General features: G+C 71.5%; 21 protein-coding genes, 1 tRNA gene and 1 riboswitch. Of the genes, 18 read left to right on the top strand and 4 right to left on the bottom strand.

The window, feature by feature from the left end; translation table 11 throughout:
* Window positions 1–78 precede the first annotated feature (78 nt).
* The 3 genes from ACG04Q_RS15920 to ACG04Q_RS15910 are packed head-to-tail and all read left to right on the top strand — an operon-like array spanning window position 79 to window position 3331.
* On the top strand, window positions 79–468 hold the full coding sequence (locus tag ACG04Q_RS15920; protein ID WP_394511934.1) for a BlaI/MecI/CopY family transcriptional regulator: 390 nt from the start codon (window positions 79–81) through the stop codon (window positions 466–468).
* Window positions 465–2204 carry a M56 family metallopeptidase gene (locus ACG04Q_RS15915; protein ID WP_394511933.1) on the top strand — a complete coding sequence of 580 codons (1740 nt, stop codon included), beginning with the start codon at window positions 465–467 and terminating at the stop codon, window positions 2202–2204. The genes ACG04Q_RS15920 and ACG04Q_RS15915 overlap by 4 nt, the downstream gene beginning before the upstream one ends.
* Window positions 2204–3331, top strand: a complete 1128-nt coding sequence (locus ACG04Q_RS15910) for an FAD-dependent oxidoreductase (RefSeq protein WP_394511932.1) — start codon at window positions 2204–2206, stop codon at window positions 3329–3331. Before ACG04Q_RS15915 ends, ACG04Q_RS15910 begins: the two co-directional genes overlap by 1 nt.
* On the opposite strand, the gene ACG04Q_RS15905 is transcribed toward ACG04Q_RS15910, so the two are convergent.
* The 4 genes from ACG04Q_RS15905 to mutM all read right to left on the bottom strand — a co-directional run bounded on the left by ACG04Q_RS15905 (window position 3328) and on the right by mutM (window position 7294).
* Window positions 3328–5085: a methyl-accepting chemotaxis protein gene (locus ACG04Q_RS15905; protein ID WP_394511931.1), complete on the bottom strand. Its 1758-nt coding sequence runs from the start codon at window positions 5083–5085 to the stop codon at window positions 3328–3330. The genes ACG04Q_RS15910 and ACG04Q_RS15905 overlap by 4 nt on opposite strands.
* An 84-nt stretch (window positions 5086–5169) precedes the next feature.
* Complete coding sequence (locus ACG04Q_RS15900; RefSeq protein WP_394511930.1) at window positions 5170–5472, bottom strand: hypothetical protein; 303 nt, start codon at window positions 5470–5472, stop codon at window positions 5170–5172.
* A 2-nt stretch (window positions 5473–5474) separates the two neighbouring features.
* Complete coding sequence (gene mutY, locus ACG04Q_RS15895) at window positions 5475–6491, bottom strand: A/G-specific adenine glycosylase (protein ID WP_394511929.1); 1017 nt, start codon at window positions 6489–6491, stop codon at window positions 5475–5477.
* Complete coding sequence (mutM, locus tag ACG04Q_RS15890) at window positions 6476–7294, bottom strand: bifunctional DNA-formamidopyrimidine glycosylase/DNA-(apurinic or apyrimidinic site) lyase (protein ID WP_394511928.1); 819 nt, start codon at window positions 7292–7294, stop codon at window positions 6476–6478. Before mutM ends, mutY begins: the two co-directional genes overlap by 16 nt.
* 48 nt (window positions 7295–7342) lie before the next feature.
* Here mutM and ACG04Q_RS15885 point away from each other — a divergent pair, with 48 nt between their 5' ends.
* The 15 genes from ACG04Q_RS15885 to ACG04Q_RS15815 all read left to right on the top strand — a co-directional run bounded on the left by ACG04Q_RS15885 (window position 7343) and on the right by ACG04Q_RS15815 (window position 20997).
* Window positions 7343–9079 (top strand): tetratricopeptide repeat protein, encoded by a 1737-nt coding sequence (locus ACG04Q_RS15885; protein ID WP_394511927.1) that lies wholly within the window; start codon window positions 7343–7345, stop codon window positions 9077–9079.
* Complete coding sequence (locus tag ACG04Q_RS15880) at window positions 9076–9603, top strand: outer membrane lipoprotein LolB (RefSeq protein WP_394511926.1); 528 nt, start codon at window positions 9076–9078, stop codon at window positions 9601–9603. Before ACG04Q_RS15885 ends, ACG04Q_RS15880 begins: the two co-directional genes overlap by 4 nt.
* A complete protein-coding gene (gene ispE / locus ACG04Q_RS15875; protein WP_394511925.1) occupies window positions 9587–10492 on the top strand; it encodes a 4-(cytidine 5'-diphospho)-2-C-methyl-D-erythritol kinase in 906 nt (301 codons plus the stop codon). Before ACG04Q_RS15880 ends, ispE begins: the two co-directional genes overlap by 17 nt.
* 39 nt (window positions 10493–10531) lie before the next feature.
* Window positions 10532–10608: transfer RNA gene (locus ACG04Q_RS15870), tRNA-Gln, on the top strand.
* Between the two features lie 68 nt (window positions 10609–10676).
* Window positions 10677–11639: a ribose-phosphate pyrophosphokinase gene (locus tag ACG04Q_RS15865; RefSeq protein ID WP_394511924.1), complete on the top strand. Its 963-nt coding sequence runs from the start codon at window positions 10677–10679 to the stop codon at window positions 11637–11639.
* 82 nt (window positions 11640–11721) lie between these two features.
* Window positions 11722–12345 (top strand): 50S ribosomal protein L25/general stress protein Ctc, encoded by a 624-nt coding sequence (locus tag ACG04Q_RS15860; RefSeq protein ID WP_394511923.1) that lies wholly within the window; start codon window positions 11722–11724, stop codon window positions 12343–12345.
* Between the two features lie 80 nt (window positions 12346–12425).
* Complete coding sequence (gene pth / locus ACG04Q_RS15855; RefSeq protein WP_394511922.1) at window positions 12426–13058, top strand: aminoacyl-tRNA hydrolase; 633 nt, start codon at window positions 12426–12428, stop codon at window positions 13056–13058.
* The gene (locus ACG04Q_RS15850) at window positions 13055–13465 is read left to right on the top strand and encodes a hypothetical protein (RefSeq protein ID WP_394511921.1); all 411 of its coding nucleotides are present in this window, start codon (window positions 13055–13057) and stop codon (window positions 13463–13465) included. The genes pth and ACG04Q_RS15850 overlap by 4 nt, the downstream gene beginning before the upstream one ends.
* 149 nt (window positions 13466–13614) lie before the next feature.
* A riboswitch (cobalamin riboswitch) is annotated at window positions 13615–13852 on the top strand.
* A 75-nt stretch (window positions 13853–13927) separates the two neighbouring features.
* Entirely contained in the window at window positions 13928–15820 is a 1893-nt protein-coding gene (locus tag ACG04Q_RS15845) for a TonB-dependent receptor domain-containing protein (protein WP_394511920.1), read from the top strand.
* A 5-nt stretch (window positions 15821–15825) separates the two neighbouring features.
* Window positions 15826–16386 carry a bifunctional adenosylcobinamide kinase/adenosylcobinamide-phosphate guanylyltransferase gene (gene cobU, locus ACG04Q_RS15840; RefSeq protein WP_394511918.1) on the top strand — a complete coding sequence of 187 codons (561 nt, stop codon included), beginning with the start codon at window positions 15826–15828 and terminating at the stop codon, window positions 16384–16386.
* The gene (locus tag ACG04Q_RS15835) at window positions 16383–17303 is read left to right on the top strand and encodes an ABC transporter substrate-binding protein (protein WP_394511917.1); all 921 of its coding nucleotides are present in this window, start codon (window positions 16383–16385) and stop codon (window positions 17301–17303) included. Before cobU ends, ACG04Q_RS15835 begins: the two co-directional genes overlap by 4 nt.
* A 169-nt stretch (window positions 17304–17472) precedes the next feature.
* On the top strand, window positions 17473–18465 hold the full coding sequence (locus ACG04Q_RS15830) for a FecCD family ABC transporter permease (protein ID WP_394511916.1): 993 nt from the start codon (window positions 17473–17475) through the stop codon (window positions 18463–18465).
* Complete coding sequence (locus ACG04Q_RS15825; RefSeq protein ID WP_394511915.1) at window positions 18462–19229, top strand: ABC transporter ATP-binding protein; 768 nt, start codon at window positions 18462–18464, stop codon at window positions 19227–19229. The genes ACG04Q_RS15830 and ACG04Q_RS15825 overlap by 4 nt, the downstream gene beginning before the upstream one ends.
* Entirely contained in the window at window positions 19226–20533 is a 1308-nt protein-coding gene (locus ACG04Q_RS15820; protein WP_394511914.1) for a cobyrinic acid a,c-diamide synthase CobB, read from the top strand. The genes ACG04Q_RS15825 and ACG04Q_RS15820 overlap by 4 nt, the downstream gene beginning before the upstream one ends.
* Window positions 20534–20538: 5 nt before the next feature.
* Window positions 20539–20997: a hypothetical protein gene (locus ACG04Q_RS15815; protein ID WP_394511913.1), complete on the top strand. Its 459-nt coding sequence runs from the start codon at window positions 20539–20541 to the stop codon at window positions 20995–20997.
* Window positions 20998–21035 lie beyond the last annotated feature (38 nt).

Genomic DNA, 21035 nt, shown 5'->3' with positions numbered 1-21035 from the left:
TCGCAGTTTGGGATAAGGGTTTTCCGAGTCAGAACACAAGTTCTAGACATTTAGTTCTAGAACATCTATGCTGAACACATGAACACCGACCCCGCCTCCACGCGGCCCACCGCCGCCGAGCTCGACCTGCTGCAGGTGCTGTGGCGCCTCGGCCCGGCCGACGCGAAAGCCGTTCACGAAGCCCTGCTGCCCGACCGCCCGGACGCCACCTACGCCACCGTGCTGCGGCAGCTGCAGGTCATGCACGGCAAGGGCCTGCTGACGCGTGACGAGAGCCAGCGCCCGCAGCGCTACGCGCCCGTGCAGGCGCAGGACAAGCTGCAGCAGTCGCTCGTCAAGGACTTCATCGCCAAGGCGTTCGCCGGCTCGGGCAAGGCCCTGGTGCTGGCTGCCTTGAAGAACCATGTGAGTGCCAAGGAGCGCGCGGAGATCCGCCAGCTGCTGGCAAAAAACGGAGACCAGCCTTGAATCTGGAGATCGTCATGAATGCCTGGGGCTGGGCCCTGTTGAACTTCGTCTGGCAGGGCGCCGTGGTGGGCGGCGTGGCCGCGCTGCTGCTGGCGCTGCTGCGCGGCGCGTCGGCGCGCTGGCGCTACGCCGTCTGCGCCGTGGCGCTGGGCCTGTGCCTGGGGTTGCCGCTGTGGCAATGCCTGGACCTCGCGCCCGCCGAGGTTGAGTTCAGCACCGAGCTGCCGCCGCTGGCCGAGCAGATGCCGGCCCTCGTCGGCGCCTGGGCGCTGGGCACCGGGCTGATGCTGGCGCGGCTGGCACTGGGCCTGGCCTGGGTGGCGCGCGCGCGCCGGCGCAGCACGCCGGCCCCGGCCGACTGGCAGGCGCGGCTGGACGCCCTCGCCCGCCGCCTGGGCCTGCGCCGCCCGGTGCCGCTGCGCCTGCTGCCCGACCTGGCCGGCCCCGTCGCGCTGGGCGTTCTGCGGCCCTGCGTGCTGCTGCCGGCCGCGCTGCTGAGCCGCCTGCCGGTGGACCTGCTGGAGGCGCTGCTGGCCCACGAGCTGGCGCATGTGCGGCGCTGGGACTACGTCGCCAACCTGCTGCAGAGCGTGGTGGAGGCGCTGCTGTTCTTCCACCCGGTGGTGTGGTGGCTGTCGGCACGCCTGCGCGCCGAACGCGAGCTGGTGGCCGACGAGATCTCGGCCGAGCTGCTGGGCCAGCACGACGGCGGCCGCCGCATGGCGCTGGCGCTGCACGCGCTCAGCGAGCTGCCGCCCGGCCACACGCCGAACGTCGCACTGGCCGCGCACGGCGGCGACCTGCTGCGCCGCATCGAGCGCCTGCTGGCGCCGCGCCCGCAGGCCACCGGCTGGAAGCTGGCGCTGCCGGCGCTGCTGATCGCAGCGACCAGCTTCGTCGTGCAGGCCAAGGGCCGCGACACGGCCGAGCCGCCCGCCGCCACCGCCACTGCTGCCGCCGCAGCCAAGGACGCGCCGCCACCCGCCCAGCAGCTGCGCCTGCCGGTGAACGCCAAGCATGTCGTCGTCGTCGACGACGCGACGGGCAAGGTGCTGATGTCGCGCGACGCCGATGCCGTCGTGCCCATCGCGTCGCTGACCAAGCTGCTGACGGCCATGGTGGTGCTGGATGCCAAGCTGGACCCCAACGAGAAGCTGCGCATCACCAACGACGACGTCGACACGCTCAAGCACAGCAAGTCGCGCGTGCGCGTCGGCACGCAGATGACGCGGCTGGCTGCGCTGGAGATGGCGCTGATGGAGTCGGAGAACCGCGCCGCCGCCGCGCTGGCGCGCACCTTCCCCGGCGGCGAGGCCGGTTTCGTGAAGGCCGTGCAGGCCAAGATCCGCGCGCTGGGCCTGAGCCGCACGGCCATCGCCGAGCCCACGGGGCTGTCGCCGGCCAACACGTCCACGGCCACCGAGATGGCCGCCATCACCGCGGCCGCCGCGCGTTACGGCGAGATCGAGCGCATCACGAGCGTGAAGAAGGCCAAGGTGCCGGTGGACGGCCGGCCGCGCGAGATCCGCAACACCAACCGGCTGGTGGGCGCCAAGGGCTGGGACATCCGCGTCTCCAAGACCGGCTACACCGAGGAGGCGGGCCGCTGCCTGGCGATGCGCATCCTCAACGGCAAGCGGCCCGTCACCGTCGTGCTGCTGGACGCCGACGGCTCGGCACAGCGGCTGCGCGACGCGGCGCTGATCCGCAAGTCGCTGGCCAAGCAGGCGTTGTGATGCGCCGGCGCGAACTGCTCGCGGCGGGCTCCGCCGCCTGCGCCCTGCCCGCCGCAGCGCTGGACTTCGCCGCGCCGCGCGCGCCAGCGGCCATGCGCGTCAGCACGGACCGCATCATCGACATCGCCGTCGGCATCCGCCCGTTCCGCGCCCAGGGGCCGCGCATCGAGGCACAGCGGCTGCACGGCAAGACCGTGGTGCATCACTACGGCCACGGCGGCAGCGGCTGGTCGCTGAGCTGGGGCTCGGCGCAGCGCGCGCTGGCGTTGATCCAGGCGCACGCGAAGCCGGCCGCGCGCATCGCCGTCATCGGTGCCGGCGCCATCGGCCTGACGACCGCGCGCACCGCGCAGCAGGCCGGCTTCAAGGTGCGGCTCTACGCCCGGGAGCGCCCGCCGCGCGTGCACTCGTCGGCCGCCACGGGGCTGTGGACGCCCGAGTCGCGCATCGCCGCCAGCGAGCACGCCACCGCGGCCTGGTGCGCCGACTGGGAGGCCATGGCACGGGCGTCGTTCAAGGCGCACCAGGGCTATCTGGGCCTGCCGTCCGGTCCGGTCGAGTGGCACGACGGCTTCGTCGTCTCCGACGACGGCTTCGACACGCCGCTGCCCGGCCATGTCGGCGAGCCCGACTACCCCGACCTCTACCCCCGCGTGGCCGACCTGCGCCCGCAGGGCAAGGCCTTGCAGCCGGGCGAGCACCCGTTCCACCAGGCGCAGGCGCGCAGGTTCACGCAGCTGGTCTTCAACATCCCGGCCTACCAACGCCTGCTGCTGGACGACTTCGCACGTGACGGCGGCGAGCTGGTGCAGCGCGAGTTCCGCACGCCGCGCGACCTGGCCCGGCTGCCGGAGGCGGTCATCGCCAACTGCACCGGCGACGGCGCCCGCACGCTGCTGGGCGACGCCAGCCTGACGCCGGTGCGCGGGCAGACCGCCCGGCTCATCCCGCAGCCCGAGGTGGACTACGCGGTCATCTACCGCGGCCACAACGTCGTCGCGCTGCCGCGCCGCGACGGCCTGCTCGTTGCCGCGATGGGCGAGCACGACTTCGGCAACGCCGACCTGCGGCCCGACCGCGAGCACTCGGAGGACGCCGTGCGGCGCCTCGCGGCGCTGTTCGGCTAGAAGGTCTCCCAGTCGCCTTCGCTGGACGCCGGGGCTGGTGCGGCCGGCCTGGGGGCGGGCGCTGCGGCGGCCGGCGCCGGGGGCGCCGGCCTGGCCGCCGCCTTCACGGCCGGCTTGTGCGGGGCCGGCTTGGGCGACGCCACCGGGCGTGGCGCCGGCCGGGGCGAGGCGTGCGTCGCGACGACGTGGCCCGCATCGACGCGGAAGGCCGCCACCGCCTCGACCAGCCGGCCTGTCTGCGTGCGCATGCTCTCGGCCGCGGCGGCCGTCTGCTCCACCAGCGCGGCGTTCTGCTGGGTGGCCTGGTCCAGCTGGCTGACGGCGGCGTTGATCTGCCCCACGCCCTCGCTCTGCTCGCGGCTGGACACGGTGATCTCGCCGACCAGGTCGGTCACGCGGCGCACCTCGTTGACCATCTGGCCTATCGTCTCGCGCGCCGTCAGCACCTGCGCGCTGCCGCTCTCGACCTTGGTGACGCTGTCGCCGATGAGGCTCTTGATCTCCTTGGCCGCCTCGGCGCTGCGCTGGGCCAGCAGGCGCACCTCGCCGGCCACCACCGCGAAGCCGCGGCCTTGCTCGCCGGCGCGCGCCGCCTCGACGGCCGCGTTCAGCGCGAGGATGTTGGTCTGGAACGCGATGCCGTCGATGGTGCCGATGATGTCGCCGATCTTGCGGCTGGCGGCCGAGATGCCGTCCATCGTGTCCACCACCTCGCCCACCGCCGTGCCGCCCTGCTGCGCCACCTCGGACGCGCGGTTGGCGAGCTGGTCGGCCTGGCGCGCGTTGTCGGCATTGGCCTTGATCTGCGCGGCCATCTGCTCGACGGATGCGGCCGTCTGTTCCAGGCTGGAGGCCTGGCTCTCGGTGCGCGCCGACAGGTCGGCGTTGCCCTGCGCGATCTCGGCGGCGGCGACGTTGAGCTGCTCGCAGCCCTGGCGCACGCCGGACACCATGCGGGCCAGGTTCTGCGTCATATCGTCCAGCATGGACAGCAGCTGGCCCAGCTCGTCACGGCCGCTGCTGTGCACACGCAGGGTCAGGTCGCCGCCGGCGACGGCCCTGACGGCCTCGGACGCGCGCTGCACCGGCACGGTGATGGACCGCGTGATGACCAGCGCCGCGAACGCGCCGATCAGCAGCGCGACGACGGAGACGATGGCGAAGACCCACAGCACGCGGACGTAGGCCGCCTCGGCAGATTCGGTGGTGGCCGCCGCCACCTTCTCGTTGTAGGCCCACCACTCCTTGATGGTGTCGCGTACCGGCGTGAAGGCGGCTCGGGCCGGGCCGAAGGTGAGGTCCCGCGCGGCGGTGGCCTGGGTGGGGTCGGCAGCCCCATCGTCCGACGCCTTGAGCACCTTGTCCTGCGCGGCCAGGTAGACCTTCAGCCCTTCGCTCACCTTGCCCAGCAGCGCGCGGTCCTGGTCGTCGGTGACGAGGGGCTCGTAGTCCTTGAGCCGCTGCTGCAGGTCGGTGCGCGCCTTCGCGATGCGCGCCGACAGCGACTTCTTCTCCTTGTCGTCATCCGTCAGGATGTGCTGCTGCTCCAGCCGCCGCGCATCCGACAGTGCGCCGTCGATCTGATGAATGACACGCAGCGACGGCAGTATGTTCTGCGGGTAGTACTCGGCGAAGTAGTTGATGGACTTGGCCTGCAGCGCGCCGATGCCGGCCATCGCCAGCAGCAACGCCAGCAGCATCGCGAACGCCAGGCCCAGCCGGGTTCCGACACGCAGGTTCTTCAAGGCGTCCACGGCTGTCTCCTGTAGTTGTTCAGAAGACTTTGCCCCTTTCGCGGAGGGTAGGCAATGCGGAAAGAGCGCCCTGTCCGCCGCCTGTCAACTTTGTGGCGAATCGGACTCGCTGAGCAGCAGGGCCAGCAACACCGCCGTGCCCACCGGCATGAAGATGACGATGGCGACGAACCACGGCGCGAACGCCCTGCCGGTGCGCTTGACCAGCTGCATCATGAAGACGCAGTGCATGGCGCCGGCCACCAGCATCCCCAGGCCCATCATCGCCATGCGGGCCGGCGGCGGATCGGGCTCGTTGGCACCGCTGATGAGCTGCCACAGGCACACGGCGGCCACCAGCAACGCGATCAGTGCGTACTCGACGCCGCTCTTGATGTCAGGTCTCATGGTCAGCTTTCCTCGATCAGCTTCTTCAGCGGCGCCGGCAGCGCGTACTCCGCGATTCTGTCGCGTGCGACCCAGGTGCCGCCAGACGCCAAGCCGTCGGGAGCCTCGGCGCGCAGCGTGTGCAGCACCCAGTCGAAATGCGTCAGCGCATGCTGGATGCGCGGCAGCGTCTCGGGCTCCGCGCCTGCCAGCGCGGCGCGGGCACCGGCCTCGTCGTCGAACATGGGCAGCGTCCACAGCCCCGCCCACACGCCGGTGGCGGGCCGCTGCTGCAGCAAGACCTGGCCCTGCCTCTCCACCCACAGCCACCAGTTCTCGCGCCGGCCGCGCTTGAGTTTCTTCGTCTTGACGGGGTAGCGCGTCGGGTCGCCCTGCTGCTGCCCGCGGCACAGCGGCTGCACGGGGCAGATCAGGCAGTCGGGCGAGCGCGCACCGCAGACGGTCGCGCCCAGGTCCATCAGCCCCTGCGTGTAGCGGTCCACGTCGTGCTCGGGCAGCAGCGCGGTGGCGTGGTCCCACAGCTTCTTCTCGGCGGCGCTGCTGGCGAGGTCGCCGCCGAAGGCCAGCACGCGCGACAGCACCCGCTTCACGTTGCCGTCCAGGATGGCGACGCGCTCCCCATAGCAGAACGCCGCGATGGCCGCCGCGGTCGAGCGGCCGATGCCGGGCAGCGTCTGCAGCCCGGCAGCAGTGGCCGGGAACTGGCCGCCGTGCAGCACGGCCACGGCCCGGGCACAGGCATGCAGGTTGCGCGCACGGCTGTAGTAGCCCAGGCCGGCCCACTGCGCCAGCACTTCGTCCAGCGTCGCGGCAGCCAGGTCGGTCACCCGGGGCCAGCGCGCCAGGAAGCGCTCGTAGTAGCCCAGCACCGTCGCCACCTGCGTCTGCTGCAGCATGACCTCGGACAGCCACACGCGGTACGGGTCACGCGTGTTCTGCCACGGCAGCGTGTGGCGGCCGTGGCGCTTCTGCCAGGCGACGACGGTCCGGCCGAAGTCCTCGGTCAACGCTTCTGGCATGACGGGCAGAAAAAGGTTGAGCGCTGTCCCTGCACGATGCGCCGGATGGCCGTGCCGCAGCGCCGGCAAGGCTCGCCCTCGCGGCCGTAGACCTGCGCCTGCATCTGGAAGCTGCCGGCCACGCCGTGCGCGTCGCGGAAGTCGCGCAGCGTCGTGCCGCCCGCCTCCAGCGCCTGGCCCAGCACCTGCCGCACGGCAGCGGCCAGCCGGTCGGCACGCGGGCGGCTGAGCTTGCCGGCGGGCAGGCGGGGGTCGATGCCGGCCATGAACAACGCCTCGCAGGCGTAGATGTTGCCGGCGCCGACGACGATGTCGCCCGCCAGCAGCGCCTGCTTGATTGCCACGCGCCGGCCGCTCAGCGCCGCGTGCAGGTGCAGGCCGTCGAAGCGCTCGTCGAACGGCTCCAGGCCCAGGCCGGCGAGCAGCGTCGCCACGGGGTCGGCGTCCAGCGCCGCGCCCCAGACGACCGCGCCGAAGCGGCGCGGGTCCGTCAGGCGCAGCAGGCCGCGGTCGGTGTGCAGGTCGAAATGGTCATGCGCGCCAGGCGCCGGCGTGGTTTCAAGAAACGCCAGCGAACCGGACATGCCCAGGTGCATCAGCAGCCCGCCGCGGTTCTCGAGCGGCAGCCACAAATATTTACCCCGTCTTTGCACGGCGCCCACCTCGCTGCCCAGCAGCGTTTCGGGGTCCACGCCAATGGGCCAGCGCAGCGGCTTCCCCAGGCGCAGGCCGGTCACCCGGGCTCCCTGGATGGCGTTCGCAAAGCTGCGGCGCGTGACTTCGACTTCGGGCAACTCGGGCATGGGACGGAAATCATAATCAGCGCCTCGCCCCTGGGGCTTGGAGTCTGAATGCCGTTCACCGTCCGCCGCATCGCCTGCGCCGCCGCCCTGTTGTTGGGCCTGCAAGTCCATGCCGAGGAGGCCCCACCCGCGCCCGCCTCGTCGTTCACCAACTCGACGATGGATGCGCCGCTGTTCTACCAGCTGCTGATCGGCGAACTGGAGCTCAACAACGGCCAGGCCGGCGTCGCCTTCCAGGTGCTGCTGGATGCCGCCCGGCGCACCGGCGACGAGGCCCTGTTCAAGCGCGTCGTCAACATCGCGCTGCAGGCCCGCGCGGGTGACCAGGCGCTGCTGGCCGCCCGCGCCTGGGGCGACACGCTACCCACGTCGGTCGAGGCGCAGCAGACCGTCGTGCAGTTGCTGGCGCTGCTGAACAAGCCCGCCGAGGTGCCCCAGCCGCTGCGCGCGCTGCTGCGCCTGGCGCCGGCCGACCAGCGGCCCGGCTTCATCGCGTCGCTGCCGCGGCTGTTCCAGCGCGCGCCCGACACCAAGGCCGTGCTCGCCGCGCTGGCCCCGGTGCTGCAGGCGCAGGCCGGCCCGCTCAAGCCCGCGGCCCTTTACGCCGAGGCGCGCCTCGCGCTGAACGCCGGCGAGAACGCCCGCGCGCTGGCGCTGACGCGCGAGCTCAACCAGGCCATGCCCGACGGCGACGACGCGATGCAGCTGGCGGTCGACCTGATGCCCGTCGAGCCACAAGCCGAGAGCCTCATCACCGAGCGCCTGGCGAAGAAGCCCGACCAGCACGCGCTGCGCCAGGCCTATGCCCGCACGCTGCTGAAGGCGCAGCGCCCGGCCGACGCCGCTCGCGAATTCCGCGCGCTGACCGAGGCCACGCCCGAGAACCCGGCCGTTTGGCTGGCGCTGGGCGCGCTGGAGCTGGAGCTCAAGCAGCTGCCCGCCGCCGAGGCCGCGCTGCGCGAAAGCCTCAAGCGCCTGGACGTTCCCGCCGCCGGCACCGACGCCGAGATCAAGGCCCGCGCCGACGGGCGCCAGAGCGCGTGGCTGATGCTGTCGCAGGTGGCCGAGCAGCGCGGCGACCTGAAGGCCGCCGACGCCGCGTTGCAGAAGGTCGACGGCAGCGGCCTGGACGTCAGGTTCCGCCGCGCCAGCCTGCTGGCCCGCCAGGGCAAGCTGGCCGATGCGCGCAAGCTGCTCAAGCCCGCCGCCGACGCGAGCGATGCCGACGCCCGCGCGGCGCTGCTGGCCGAGTCGCAACTGCTGCGCGAGCAGCGCGACTACGCCGGCTCCGCCGCCGTGCTGAAGGCCGGCACCGAGCGCTTCAAGGACGACACCGACCTGCTGTACGAGCTGGCCATGATGAGCGAGAAGCTGGGTCGCTTCGACGACATGGAGGCCCAGCTGCGCCGCGTCATCGAGCTCAAGCCCGACCACCACCACGCCTACAACGCGCTGGGCTATTCGCTCGCCGATCGCAACGTGCGCCTGCCCGAGGCCCGGCAGCTCATCGAGCAGGCCCTCAAGCTCGCGCCCGGCGAATCCTTCATCGTCGACAGCCTGGGCTGGGTGGAATTCCGCCTGGGCAACCTGCCCGAAGCCGCCAGGCTGCTGCGCCAGGCCCACGCCGGCCGGCCTGACGCCGAGATCGCCGCCCACCTGGGCGAGGTGCTGTGGCTCAGCGGTGCGCAGGACGAGGCCCGCCGCGTGTTCGCCGAAGGTCTGCAGCGCGAGCCCGACAACGAGGCGCTGCGAGACGTGATGAAGCGGCTGAAGGTCAAGCCGTGAGGGCCGCCGCCCTGCTGCTGGCCGTGGCGCTGGCCGGCTGCGCCCAGCTGCCCAAGGCCCCGCCCGCCGACACCACCGAGGCTCGCCTGGGCGGGCGCATCAGCGTCACCGTCGCCGGCGACCAGCACAACCGCGGCACCGGCGGTGCGGCCAGCTTCGAGCTGTTCGGCGGGCCCGACGCGGGCCGGCTGGAGCTGACGTCGCCGCTGGGCACGCTCGTGGCCCGCGCCACCTGGGCGCCGGGCCTCGTCACACTGACCACGCCCGACGGCGAACGCCGCTTCGACACCCTGGACGCGCTGACCCGCGAGCTGCTGGGCGAGGCCGTACCGGTGGCGGCGCTGTTCGACTGGCTCCGCGCCCGCCCCTGGCCCGCCGCGCCGCACGAGAAGACCGCCAACGGCTTCGAGCAGCTCGGCTGGCGCATCGAGCCCAAGCCGCCGGCGCTCGTCGCCACGCGGCTGGCCGCGCCGGTCGTCACGCTGCGCGCCAAACTGGATGGGGGCGATGAAAGCACTCCATGACCTGGCCGCGCCGGCCAAGCTGAACCTTTTCCTGCACATCGTCGGCAAGCGCGACGACGGCTACCACCTGCTGCAGTCCGTCTTCGTGCTGATCGACTGGGCCGACACGCTGCACGTCGAACGCCGCAGCGACGGCCGCCTCGCCCGCCACGACGTGCTCGGCGGTGACCTGCCCGCCGACGACCTGTGCCTGCGCGCCGCACGGCTGCTGCAGCAGGAGACCGGCTGCACGCTGGGCGCCGACATCCACCTCGAAAAACGCCTGCCCGCCGGCGCCGGCATGGGCGGCGGGTCGTCGGATGCCGCCACGACGCTGCTCGCGCTGAACCGGCTGTGGGACCTGCGGCTGCCGCTGCCGCGCCTGCTGGCGCTGGGGCTGAAGCTGGGCGCGGACGTGCCGTTCTTCCTCGGCGGCGGGCCGGCCTTCGTCGAAGGCATCGGCGAGATCCTGCACCCCATCACGTTGCCCGAGCAGCGCTTCGCCGTCATCAAGGGACCGGCCGGACTGGCGACCAAAGAGATTTTTTCAAGCAAACTCTTGGCAAGGTCCGAAAAGCTGGCTATAGTCACTGGCTTTCCCGCTTCGGCAGGAGTTGCAGAAAGAATCTGCGAAGGCAACGGTCAAGACTTCGGTCGCAACGACCTGCAGCCCGCAGCAGAATCGATCAGCAGCGAAGTGCGAGATGCGTTGACCCTGTTGTCGAACACCTTCGGCAACGCCCGGATGACGGGCTCGGGGGCGGCGGTCTTCTCGGTACTTTCCGGGGATGGAAAAGATGGCAAGGACGACCAGTCCCTGGCGACATTGCTGAAGGCCCAGCCTTCGGAGTGGACCGGTCGAATCTGCCGCAGTCTGGCTCACCACCCGCTCGCGGGCTGGGCAGACTGAGAAAGTTTTGGGGTGCAGCAGCTCTGCTGTGTCCTGTGTAGGGGAGTCGCCAAGTTGGTCAAGGCATCGGATTTTGATTCCGACATGCGAGGGTTCGAGTCCTTCCTCCCCTGCCAAATTCTTCTGATACTTCGCTGAACCGGCGCGCGCTTCAGCGAGCCACTGACTGATCCAGAGGCTCCAAGTGCTGCTCAACACGGTTCTCTTCACCGGCAACGCGAACCCGGTCCTCTCCCAAGAAATTGCCACCCACCTCGGCCTCGAGCTGGGCAAGGCCGTGGTCGGCCGCTTCTCCGATGGCGAGGTCGCCGTCGAGATCCAGCAGAACGTGCGTGCCCGTGACGTGTTCGTCATCCAGCCCACCTGCGCGCCGACGAACGAGAACCTGATGGAACTGCTGATCATGGCCGATGCCCTGAAGCGTTCCAGCGCCCGCCGCGTGACGGCCGTGATTCCCTACTTTGGCTACGCCCGCCAGGACCGCCGCCCGCGCTCCACCCGCGTGCCCATCTCGGCCAAGGTCGTGGCCAACCTGCTGGAGACCGTTGGCGTCGAGCGTGTGCTGACGATGGACCTGCACGCCGACCAGATCCAGGGCTTCTTCGACATCCCGGTCGACAACATCTACGCATCGCCGGTGCTGCTGTCGGACCTGAAGAGCCGCAACTACAGCAACCTGGTGGTCGTTTCGCCCGACGTCGGCGGCGTGGTCCGCGCCCGCGCGCTGGCCAAGCAGCTGGGCTGCGACCTGGCCATCATCGACAAGCGCCGCCCGGCTGCCAACGTGTCCGAAGTGATGCACGTCATCGGTGACATCGACGGCCGCAACTGCGTGATCATGGACGACATGATCGACACGGCCGGCACGCTGGTGAAGGCGGCCGAGGTGCTGAAGTCGCGCGGCGCCAAGAGCGTGTTCGCCTACTGCACCCACCCCATCCTGTCGGGCCCGGCCATCGAGCGCATCGCTGCCTCGCAGCTGGACGAGGTCGTCATCACCAACACGATCCCGCTGACCGACGCGGCCAAGGCCTGCAAGAAGATCCGCCAGCTGTCTGTGGCCTTCCTGTTCGCCGAGACCATCCGCCGCATCTCCGACGGCGAGTCCGTCACCTCCCTCTTCTCCGAGCAGAACAACAACTTCTGATCGGAAATCCGTGGCCGTCGCAAGACGGCTTTTTCAATGCGGTGCCTGGTCGCGGGTGCCGTTTCTCTTTTGGAGATAAACCATGAAGTTCGTCGCTTTTGAGCGCAAGCTGCAGGGGACCGGAGCGAGCCGCCGCCTGCGAGTGGCCGGCAAGGTGCCCGGCATTGTTTACGGCGCCGGTGAGCCCGCACTGATCGAGCTCGATCACAACGCGCTGTACCACGCCCTGAAGAAGGAAGCCTTCCACAGCTCCCTGCTGGACATGGAGCTGAACGGCTCGGTCACGCAAGTGCTGCTGCGTGACTTCCAGATGCACCCCTACAAGCCGCAAGTCCAGCACATCGACTTCCAGCGCGTGGACGGCACGACCAAGATCACGAAGAAGGTGCCCCTGCACTTCATCGGTGAAGAGAACTCCGTGGCCGTGAAGACCGACAAGTGCACGGTCAACCACGTCATCACCGAGCTGGAAATCACCTGCCTGGCCCAGCAGCTGCCCGAGTTCATCGAGGTGGACCTGTCCGGCCTGACCAAGGGCCACTCGCTGCACGTCAACGACATGAAGATCCCCGCGGGCATCAAGGTCGTCACGCACGGCAAGCCCAACCCCGTCGTTGCAACGCCGGTGGAGCCCAAGACCGAAGAAATCGTCGTCGTGGCTGCCGCCCCGGCCGACGACAAGAAGGGCAAGAAGGGCAAGAAGTAATTCCTGCCGGCTTCTCGCCACAGCCAAGGGCTCCTTCGGGAGCCCTTTTTCATGGCGACCCACCTCGATAATCCCGCCCCATGATTCGCCTGCTCGTCGGCCTGGGCAACCCCGGCACTGAATACGAAGACACCCGTCACAACGCCGGTTTCTGGTGGATTGACGGCCTGGCCCGCGGGCTCAAGGTGAGCCTTGCGCCCGACAAGGCGTACCACGGCCTCGTGGCGCGCGTGAACCAGGCGCCGGGCGCGAGCGGCCCGATCTGGCTGCTGGAGCCCATGACCTACATGAACGTCTCCGGCAAGTCGGTGGCGGCGCTGGCGCGCTTCTTCAAGATCGCGCCGGAGGAGATCCTGGCCGTGCACGACGAGCTGGACCTGCCGCCCGGCGAGATGAAGTTCAAGAAGGGCGGCGGCGACGGCGGTCACAACGGGCTGCGCGACATGCGCGCCCAGCTGGGCAGCGGCGACTTCTGGCGGCTGCGGCTGGGCATAGGCCACCCGGGCCACAAGGCCGAGGTGGCCAACTACGTGCTGCGCAAGCCGCCGCTGGCGGAGCGCCAGGCGGTGGAGGACTGCATCGAGAAGAGCTACGCCGCCGTCGAGCTGATGCTGCGCGGCGACATGGACAAGGCGCTCGCCAAAATTCACGCCAAGCCCCCGCGCCCCAAGGCCCCCAAACCGCAGCCGCCAGCGGAAACTCCGGCCTCATGAAACCGCTGCTGCTGGCCCTCGCCCTGAGCATCGCGCTGCCCGCGATGGCGCAGACGCAGAGCCGGCGGGCGCAGGTCTACCGCTGCGGCCCTGACGGCCGTGACCTGCGCGACTCGCCCTGCCCTGGCGGCACGGGCGCCAGCAGCGTCGACTACGACGAACCCAGCGACGCCGACAGCCGTGCCGCGCGCAGCCGCCATCTGGCCGACGCCCGGCAGGCCGCCGCACTGGCCTCGGCCCGGCGCGCCAGCGAGGCCGAGGCGCGCCGCCAGAAGGCCTCGCACATCGGCCTGCAGCCCGCGCCCGCCGCGGCCGCCAGCGCGCCGCAGGTCACCTACCTGAAGCCGCCCAAGACGGCAAAGCCCGTCAAGCCGCCCAAACCGGCCGCCAGCAGCGCGCGCCGATAGAATGCCCGCCGTTGGTGCTCGCGCCGGTCTTCACGGCAGGCGCAGTTCAACGGGAATCAGGAGGGCAAGCCGCCACGCGGTGAGCGACTCCAGGTCCATCCGAGCGATGCAGCGCGCCCCGACTGGGGATGGGCTGCAAGGCGCAAACCGGAGCCATGGCTTTCCATGGCGAGGATTTGCAACGCAGCAGACCGCCCCATTCGGGGATGCGATGCGCGCGAGGAGGGGCCTGGCGTTGCTCTGCCTAACCTGAGCTGTCCCCGCAACGGTAAGTGGACGAGGCCCAGCGCCTCACTGTTCGACTCAAGAGCCACTGGTGCCCAGCACCGGGAAGGCGTCGAGCAGCCGTCCATCAGCCCGGATACCGGCCAACGACGGGGCCTGTCGCGCAACCAGCGGCAAGCCGTTTTTCAGCCTTGCTGCGGGGGTCAGCACGGCTGGTGGTTCGTTTGCGTTTCTTCCATGTCCCAGTCCATCTTCGCGGCCCGTCGGCCCGCGCCCATGCTTTTCGCCTTGTCCGTGCTGGCCCTGGCCGCGTCCGCCCACGCCCAGACCAAGCTCGACACCGTCGTCACCACCGCCACACGTGCACCGCAGAAGCTCGCCGACGTGCTGTCCGACATGACGGTCCTCACGCGCGACGACATCGAGCGCCAGGCCGTCGGCAGTGTTGCCGACCTGCTGCGCCGCCAGGTGGGCTTCGAGATGGTCCGCAACGGCGGCGCGGGAACCAACACCAGCCTGTTCGTGCGCGGCGCCGACACGCGCCACACCGCCGTGCTGATCGACGGCGTGCGCGTCGACTCGCAGGCCAGCAGCGGCGCGTCGTGGAACGCGATCCCGCTGGCGCAGATCGAGCGCATCGAAATCGTGCGCGGCCCGGCCAGCGCGCTGTACGGCTCCGACGCCATCGGCGGCGTGGTGCAGATCTTCACGCGCAAGGGCGAGGGCAAGCCGGTCGTCGACCTCGGCATCGGCGGCGGCAACCGCGGCCTCGTGAAGGCGGACGCCAGCGTCAGCGGCCGCACGGGCATCGTGGACTACGCGCTGTCCGCCGCCGCGGAGAGCAGCAACGGCTTCAACGCCCGCCCGGCGCCCGCCACGCCCACCTTCACGCCCGATGACGACGGCTACCAGAGCCGCAACGCCAGCCTGCGCCTGGGCGTGCAACTGGCAGCCGAACACCGGCTGGAGGTCAGCGCGGTGACCAGCCATGTCGACGCCGACTACGACTCCAGCGCCACGGCCAAGACCGACGACCGCTCGATCTCCGACACCCGCGCCACCCGGCTGGCCTGGGCGGCACAGTGGAGCAGCGACGTGCGCAGCGAGCTGAGCGTGGGCGAGTCCAGCGAGCGCTACGAGACCCAGCCCAGCCCATACATGACGAAGACGCGCGTGCGCACCTACGGCTTCAACACGAGCTGGAACCTCGGCGCGGCCGGCACGCTGCAGGGCCTGCTGGAGCGGCGTGAAGACCGGCTCGACAACAGCGGCCTCGTGGCCGCCGCGCAGCCGGGCCATGGCGAGCGCCACCAGAACGCGATCGGCGCCGGCTGGACCTGGGCCAGTGGCCGGCTGTCGCTGCAGGTCAACGCGCGGCACGACCGTGACAGCGAGTTCGGCGGCGTCAGCACCGGCTCGGTGGCCGGCGGCTACCGCCTGGGCAGCGGCTGGCGCCTGCAGGCGTCGGCGGGTACGTCGTTCCGCGCGCCGTCGCTGTACCAGCGCTTCTCCGACAGCGGCAAGCCCGACCTGCGCCCCGAGAAGGGCCGCAACGCCGAACTGGGCCTGCACTACGCCGCTGGCGGCGACGAGTTCAGCATCACCACCTACCGCAACCTGGTGCGCGACCTCATCGTCTATGTGTCCAAGCCCGCCGGCGCTCCGGCCGGCCCCTGCCTCAGCACCTTCGGCTGCTACGACAACGTGAGCCAGGGTCGCCTGCAGGGCCTGAGCCTGCGCGGCGCCACGACGCTGGGCACGGTGCGCCTGTCCGGCACGCTGGACCTGCAGGCGCCCAAGGACGTCGACAAGGCCTCGGTGAACTACGGCAAGCTGCTGGCGCGCCGCGCGGAGCAGCACGGCACCGTGCGCGCGGAGACCGACATCGGCAGCTGGACGCTGGGCGCGCAGGTGCTGGCCAGCAGCCAGCGCATCGACAACCTGAGCACCGGCAACCGCCTGGGCGGCTACGCGCTGCTGGACCTGGATGCGCAGCTCGCGATGTCGCGCCAGCTCAGCCTGCAGTTCAAGGTGGAGAACGCGGCGGACCGCAAGTACGAGACCGCGCGCACCTACGCGACGTCGCCGCGGCAGGTGTTCGTCGGCCTGCGCTTCACGCCGCAGCTCTGACGAGCATGAGCCGCCACCACCTCATCGTCGGCGGCCAGCGCAGCGGCAAGTCGCGCCAGGCCGAACGGCTGGCGCGGGCCTGGCTGCGGGCTGACCCGGCCCGCCAGGTCACCTTGGTGGCCACCGCGCTGGCTTTCGATGACGAGATGCAGGCGCGCATCGCGCGGCACCGCGCCGACCGGCCGGCCGGCTTCGCCACCGTCGAGGCGCCGCTGGCGCTGACGGCGGCGTTGCAGGGCTCGGCGGCGCCGGGCCGGTTGCTGCTGGTGGACTGCCTGACGCTGTGGCTGACCAACTGGCTGATGCCCATGGACGACCGGCCTGACCTCACCGCCTGGCAGGCCGAGCGCGACGCGCTGCTGGCCGCGCTGCCCACGCTGGCGTCGCCGGTGCTGTTCGTGTCCAACGAGGTCGGCTGGGGCGTGAGCCCGATGTCGCGCGAAGCGCGCTTCTATGTCGACGAGCTGGGACGGCTCAACCAGGCCGTGGCGCAGCGCTGCGGCCAGCTGACGTTGATGGTGGCCGGCCAGCCCTGGACCCGTGCCGTGCAGAAGGAAGACGAATGACCCTGCCCCAGCTCCTCGCCACCGGCCTGCTCGCACTGGCCGGCCTGGCCTCGGCCGCGCCGATCACGATCAAGGACGACCGCGGTGCCAGCGTCACGCTGCCCGACACCCCCCGGCGCATCGTCAGCCTGCTGCCGTCGCTGACCGAGACCGTCTGCGAGCTCGGCGACTGCGCCAAGCTGGTGGGCGTGGACCGCTTCTCCGACTTCCCCGCCAGCGTGCGCGCGCTGCCCAAGCTGGGCGGGCTGGACGACACCGGCGTCGAGGCCCTCGTCGCGCTGAAGCCCGACGTCGTGCTGCTGGGCGTGTCGGCGCGCGTCATCGACCGGCTGGAGGCGCTGGGCGTCAAGGTCATCGCGCTGGAGCCCAGGAGCATGGCCGACGTGCAGCGCGTGTTGGGCAAGGTGGCGCAGGTGCTGGGCAAGCCGGACGACGCGCGCCGCATCTGGAACCGCATCGACGGCGCCATCTCGTTCAGCGCCCAGCAGCTGCCGCCGGCGGCACGCACGCTGAGCGTGTACTACGAAGTGGACGCCGCGCCCTACGCGGCCGGCCGGGCCAGCTTCATCGGCGAGATCCTGGACCGGCTGGGCGCGAAGAACATCGTGCCGCCCGAGCTGGGCCCGTTCCCCAAGCTGAATCCCGAGTTCGTCGTGCGCGCCGACCCGCAGCTCATCATGGTGGGCCAGCGCAGCGCCGGCGGCCTGCCGCAGCGCCCCGGCTGGGCCGGCATCCGCGCGGTCAAGGACAAGAAGATCTGCGTCTGGGTGCCCGCCGAGTCGGACGTGCTGGTGCGCCCCGGCCCGCGCATGGGCGAGGCCGCCGCGCTGATGGCGCGCTGCCTGCGCCAGGCCGCTGCGGGACCGGTGCCCTTACCGACAACGCCGTTCAACGCGCCTGCCGGAGGCATGCGCTGATGACTGTCAGCCCCTCGCCCGGTCTCGCCCCGCTGAACGCGGGCCAGCCCAGTCGGTCCCCCGTGGGGACGGCGATGCTGGCCGGATCGACCGGCCAGCACATCGCCCGACGGGCCGGCTTGGGGCGGCCCGGCGCTCGGCCCGCAACCCGCATCCACGGCGCAAGACCATGAGTGCACGGCATCGCCTCTGGCTGGTCGCGCTGCTGCTCGGCAGCCTCGCGCTGCTGGCGCTGGGGCTGGCCATCGGCAGCACCGGCTGGAGCCCCTGGCTGAACAGCGACCCGACGATGTCGCTGATCCTGTGGGACATCCGCGCGCCGCGCTCGGCGGGCGCGTGGCTGGCCGGCGCGCTGCTGGCGCTGGCCGGTGCGGTGGCGCAGGGCCTGTTCCGCAACCCGCTGGCCGACCCCTACCTGCTGGGCTGTTCGGCCGGCGCGTCGCTGGGCGTCGCGACGCTGCTGTTCGCGATGGGCCTGTCGCCCGCCGTCACGGCACTGGCGCTGCGCGTGGGCATGACCGGTGCCGCCTTTGCCGGCGCACTCGGTGCCGTGCTGCTGACGCTGCTGCTGGCGCGCGGCGTGGAGCAGACGCTGCGGCTGCTGCTGGCCGGCATCATCGTCGGCGTGGTGCTGGGCTCGGGCTCGGCGCTGCTGACGCTGATGAACCCCGACATCCTGCGCGCGATGCAGGCCTTCATGCTGGGCAGCACCGGCTACGTGGGCTGGAGCGCCGTGCAGATCATGGCCGCGACGCTGGGGCTGTGCCTCCTCGTCGCACTGGGCTGCAGCCGCACGCTGGACGCCTTGAGCCTGGGCGAAGCGACGGCACGCTCGCTGGGCGTGCGGCTGGCGACGGTGCGGCTGCTGCTGATCGGCACGCTGGCACTGGCCACGGGTGCAGCCGTGGCGCAATGCGGGCTGGTGGCCTTCGTCGGCCTCGTCGCGCCCCACCTGGTGCGCAGCTGGGGCGCCATCACGCACCGCGGCCTGCTGCTGCTCAGCCCGCTGGCCGGCGGCCTGCTGCTGCTGGCGTCGGACATCGGCGCGCGCTGGGTCATCGCGCCGCAGGAGCTGCCGGTGGGCATCGTCACGGCGCTGCTGGGCGGCAGCTATCTGCTGTATCTGATGCACCGGCGCCAGGCCCGCGGAGGTGCCCGATGAGCGCCGCGCTGCTGACGCTGGATCTGCAGGCGCTGCGCCTGGGCGGCACGCCCATCCTGCAGCCGCTGCAACTCACGCCGCCGGTGCGCGCGTGGACGGCCGTCGTCGGCCCCAACGGCGCCGGCAAGTCGACGATGCTGCGCGCGCTGTCGGGGCTGCTGCCGTTCGACGGCACGCTGACGCTGCAAGGCCGCGCGTGGGCCCAGTGGCCGGCCCGCGAACGCGCGCGGCTGGTCGCCTGGCTGGGGCAGAACGAGGCCGGCGCGGACGACCTCTCGGCGCTGGACGTCGTGCTGCTGGGCCGGCTGCCGCACCAGGCCTGGCTGGCGCCGGCCAGCGCTGCCGACGACGCCGCCGTGGAACGCGCGATGCGCCAGACGCAGAGCTGGGACTGGCGCGCGCGGCCGCTGGCTCAGCTGTCCGGCGGCGAGCGACAGCGCGTGCTGCTGGCCCGCGCGCTGGCCGTCGAGTCGCTGCTGCTGCTGATGGACGAGCCGCTGGCCCACCTGGACCCGCCGCACCAGAGCGACTGGGTGAAGATCGTGCGCAGCCGCATCGCCGACGACGGCGGCACCGTCGTGTCGGTGCTGCACGAGCTCAACATCGCGCTGCAGGCCGACCACCTCGTCGTCATGGATGCCGGCCGCATCGTCCACCAGGGCGCGCCGCACGAGGCGGCCACGCACGCCGCCCTGCAGCAGGTGTTCCAGCACCGCCTCGACATCCTGCAAGTCCAGAACCGCTGGATCGCCTTGAACGCATGACCTCTGTGGCACGTTGCCCCGCCCTCTTCATCAGCGCGCCGTCGTCGGGCTCCGGCAAGACCAGCGTGACCGCCGCCATCGCGCGCTCGCATGCGCGCCGCGGCCAGCATGTGCGCGTCTTCAAGACCGGGCCGGACTTCCTCGACCCCGGCATCCTGGCCCTTGCCAGCGGCCGCCCGGCCTATCAGCTGGACCTGTTCATGGGCGGGGTCGCCCACTGCCAGGCACTGCTGGCCGAGGCGGCGCGCGAGGCCGACCTCATCCTCGTCGAGGGCGTCATGGGCCTGTTCGACGGCAACCCCAGCAGCGCCGACCTGGCCGCCTCGTTCGGCCTGCCGGTGGTGTGCGTCATCGACGCGTCGGCCATGGCGCAGACCTTCGCGGCGCTGGCCACGGGGCTGCAGCGCTTCCGCGCCGACGTGCGGCATGGCGGCGTCATCGCCAACCGCGTGGGCAGCCCGGCCCACGGCCGCATGCTGCTGGAAGGCCTGCCGGCCGACCTGCCGTTGATCGCCGCACTGCCGCGCGACGGCGGCCTGAGCCTGCCCGAGCGGCACCTGGGGCTGGTGCAGGCGCTGGAACAGCCCGGCATGGACGCGCAGCTGGACGCCTGGGCCGACGCCTGGGAGGCCGCGCTGCGGCCCGGCCTGGTGTTCAGCGACGTGGCCTTCCACACCGAGCCCGAGCCGCCGCTGCCAGCGCTGCTGCGCGGCCGGCGCATCGCCATCGCACGCGACGCCGCGTTCGGCTTCATCTACCCCGCCAACGTGGACGTGCTGCGTGCGCTGGGCGCCGAGCTGTGCTTCTTCTCGCCGCTGGCGCACGAGGCGCTGCCGGACTGCGACGCGCTGTGGCTGCCGGGCGGCTACCCCGAGCTGCATGCCGCCGCGCTGGGCGCGCACCCGACCTGGGCCAGCGCGCTGGCCGCCCACGTGGCCGCGGGCAAGCCGCTGCTGGCCGAATGCGGCGGCATGCTGGCGCTGCTGGACACGCTGACCGACGCTGCCGGCGACACCCACCGCATGGCCGGGGTCATGCCGGGCCGCGCCCATGTGCAGCAGCGCCTGGCCGCGCTGGGCCTGCAAGCCATCGACTGGCCGGAAGGCCCGCTGCGCGGCCACACCTTCCACTACTCCACGCTGGACACGCAGCTGCAGCCCCAGGTACACGCCACCAACCCCAATGCCGGCCGCGCCGCCGAGGCGCTGTACCAGCAGGGCTCGCTGCGCGCGAGCTACGTGCACCACTACTTCCCGTCCAACCCGCAGGCCGTCGCGGCCTTCTTCCTGAACGCCAAGGCCTGACCGTCATGCTCGAACAAGGATTCGCCCAGATCGCCCAGGCCCTGCTGTGGCCCGTGCTCATCCTCGTGGCCTGCAGCTTCGTCTACGCGCTGTGGGTGGCCGGCGGCACGCTGATGGAGAGCCTGCAGCGTCGCAGCCCCGGCTACCGCGCGCTGGCACGGCACGCCGACAAGCCGGTGGAGGAGATCGAGCTGGCGGTGCTGCACCAGCTGGAGCCGCTGCGCCTGCTGGGCCGCGTGAGCCCGCTGCTGGGGCTGATCGCAACGATGGTGCCGCTGGGCCCCGCGCTGCAAAGCGTGGCCGCCGGTCAGGGGCAGCAGGCGCTGGCGGTGTTCAGCAGCGCGTTCGCGGGTGTCGTGCTGGCGCTGGCCGCAGCGGCCATCGGGCTGGTGGCGTACTCGGTCAAGCGCCGCTGGCTGATGGCCGAGCTCGTGTCCATCCGCAGTACCAGAGGCGCCGTATGAAGACCCCCACGCTCACTTCGTTCGCTGCCCCCCGAGGG

This window comes from Pelomonas lactea (assembly GCF_043555885.1).
GTDB lineage: Bacteria > Pseudomonadota > Gammaproteobacteria > Burkholderiales > Burkholderiaceae_C > Pelomonas > Pelomonas lactea.
The sequence above is the reverse complement of the archived record's forward strand: the minus strand, read 5'-3'. Positions and strand labels throughout refer to the sequence as shown.

What these genes read in the sequence shown, in the direction of transcription:
- ACG04Q_RS15825 (WP_394511915.1), top strand. Translation starts at nt 18,462, where the DNA reads ATGAGCGCCGCGCTGCTGACGCTGGATCTGCAGGCGCTGCGCCTGGGC.
- ACG04Q_RS15900 (WP_394511930.1), bottom strand. Translation starts at nt 5,472, where the DNA reads ATGAGACCTGACATCAAGAGCGGCGTCGAGTACGCACTGATCGCGTTG.
- ACG04Q_RS15910 (WP_394511932.1), top strand. Translation starts at nt 2,204, where the DNA reads ATGCGCCGGCGCGAACTGCTCGCGGCGGGCTCCGCCGCCTGCGCCCTG.
- mutY (WP_394511929.1), bottom strand. Translation starts at nt 6,491, where the DNA reads ATGCCAGAAGCGTTGACCGAGGACTTCGGCCGGACCGTCGTCGCCTGG.
- ispE (WP_394511925.1), top strand. Translation starts at nt 9,587, where the DNA reads ATGAAAGCACTCCATGACCTGGCCGCGCCGGCCAAGCTGAACCTTTTC.
- ACG04Q_RS15920 (WP_394511934.1), top strand. Translation starts at nt 79, where the DNA reads ATGAACACCGACCCCGCCTCCACGCGGCCCACCGCCGCCGAGCTCGAC.
- ACG04Q_RS15835 (WP_394511917.1), top strand. Translation starts at nt 16,383, where the DNA reads ATGACCCTGCCCCAGCTCCTCGCCACCGGCCTGCTCGCACTGGCCGGC.
- ACG04Q_RS15845 (WP_394511920.1), top strand. Translation starts at nt 13,928, where the DNA reads ATGTCCCAGTCCATCTTCGCGGCCCGTCGGCCCGCGCCCATGCTTTTC.
- cobU (WP_394511918.1), top strand. Translation starts at nt 15,826, where the DNA reads ATGAGCCGCCACCACCTCATCGTCGGCGGCCAGCGCAGCGGCAAGTCG.
- ACG04Q_RS15885 (WP_394511927.1), top strand. Translation starts at nt 7,343, where the DNA reads ATGCCGTTCACCGTCCGCCGCATCGCCTGCGCCGCCGCCCTGTTGTTG.
- ACG04Q_RS15850 (WP_394511921.1), top strand. Translation starts at nt 13,055, where the DNA reads ATGAAACCGCTGCTGCTGGCCCTCGCCCTGAGCATCGCGCTGCCCGCG.
- ACG04Q_RS15830 (WP_394511916.1), top strand. Translation starts at nt 17,473, where the DNA reads ATGAGTGCACGGCATCGCCTCTGGCTGGTCGCGCTGCTGCTCGGCAGC.
- ACG04Q_RS15815 (WP_394511913.1), top strand. Translation starts at nt 20,539, where the DNA reads ATGCTCGAACAAGGATTCGCCCAGATCGCCCAGGCCCTGCTGTGGCCC.
- pth (WP_394511922.1), top strand. Translation starts at nt 12,426, where the DNA reads ATGATTCGCCTGCTCGTCGGCCTGGGCAACCCCGGCACTGAATACGAA.
- ACG04Q_RS15860 (WP_394511923.1), top strand. Translation starts at nt 11,722, where the DNA reads ATGAAGTTCGTCGCTTTTGAGCGCAAGCTGCAGGGGACCGGAGCGAGC.
- mutM (WP_394511928.1), bottom strand. Translation starts at nt 7,294, where the DNA reads ATGCCCGAGTTGCCCGAAGTCGAAGTCACGCGCCGCAGCTTTGCGAAC.
- ACG04Q_RS15820 (WP_394511914.1), top strand. Translation starts at nt 19,226, where the DNA reads ATGACCTCTGTGGCACGTTGCCCCGCCCTCTTCATCAGCGCGCCGTCG.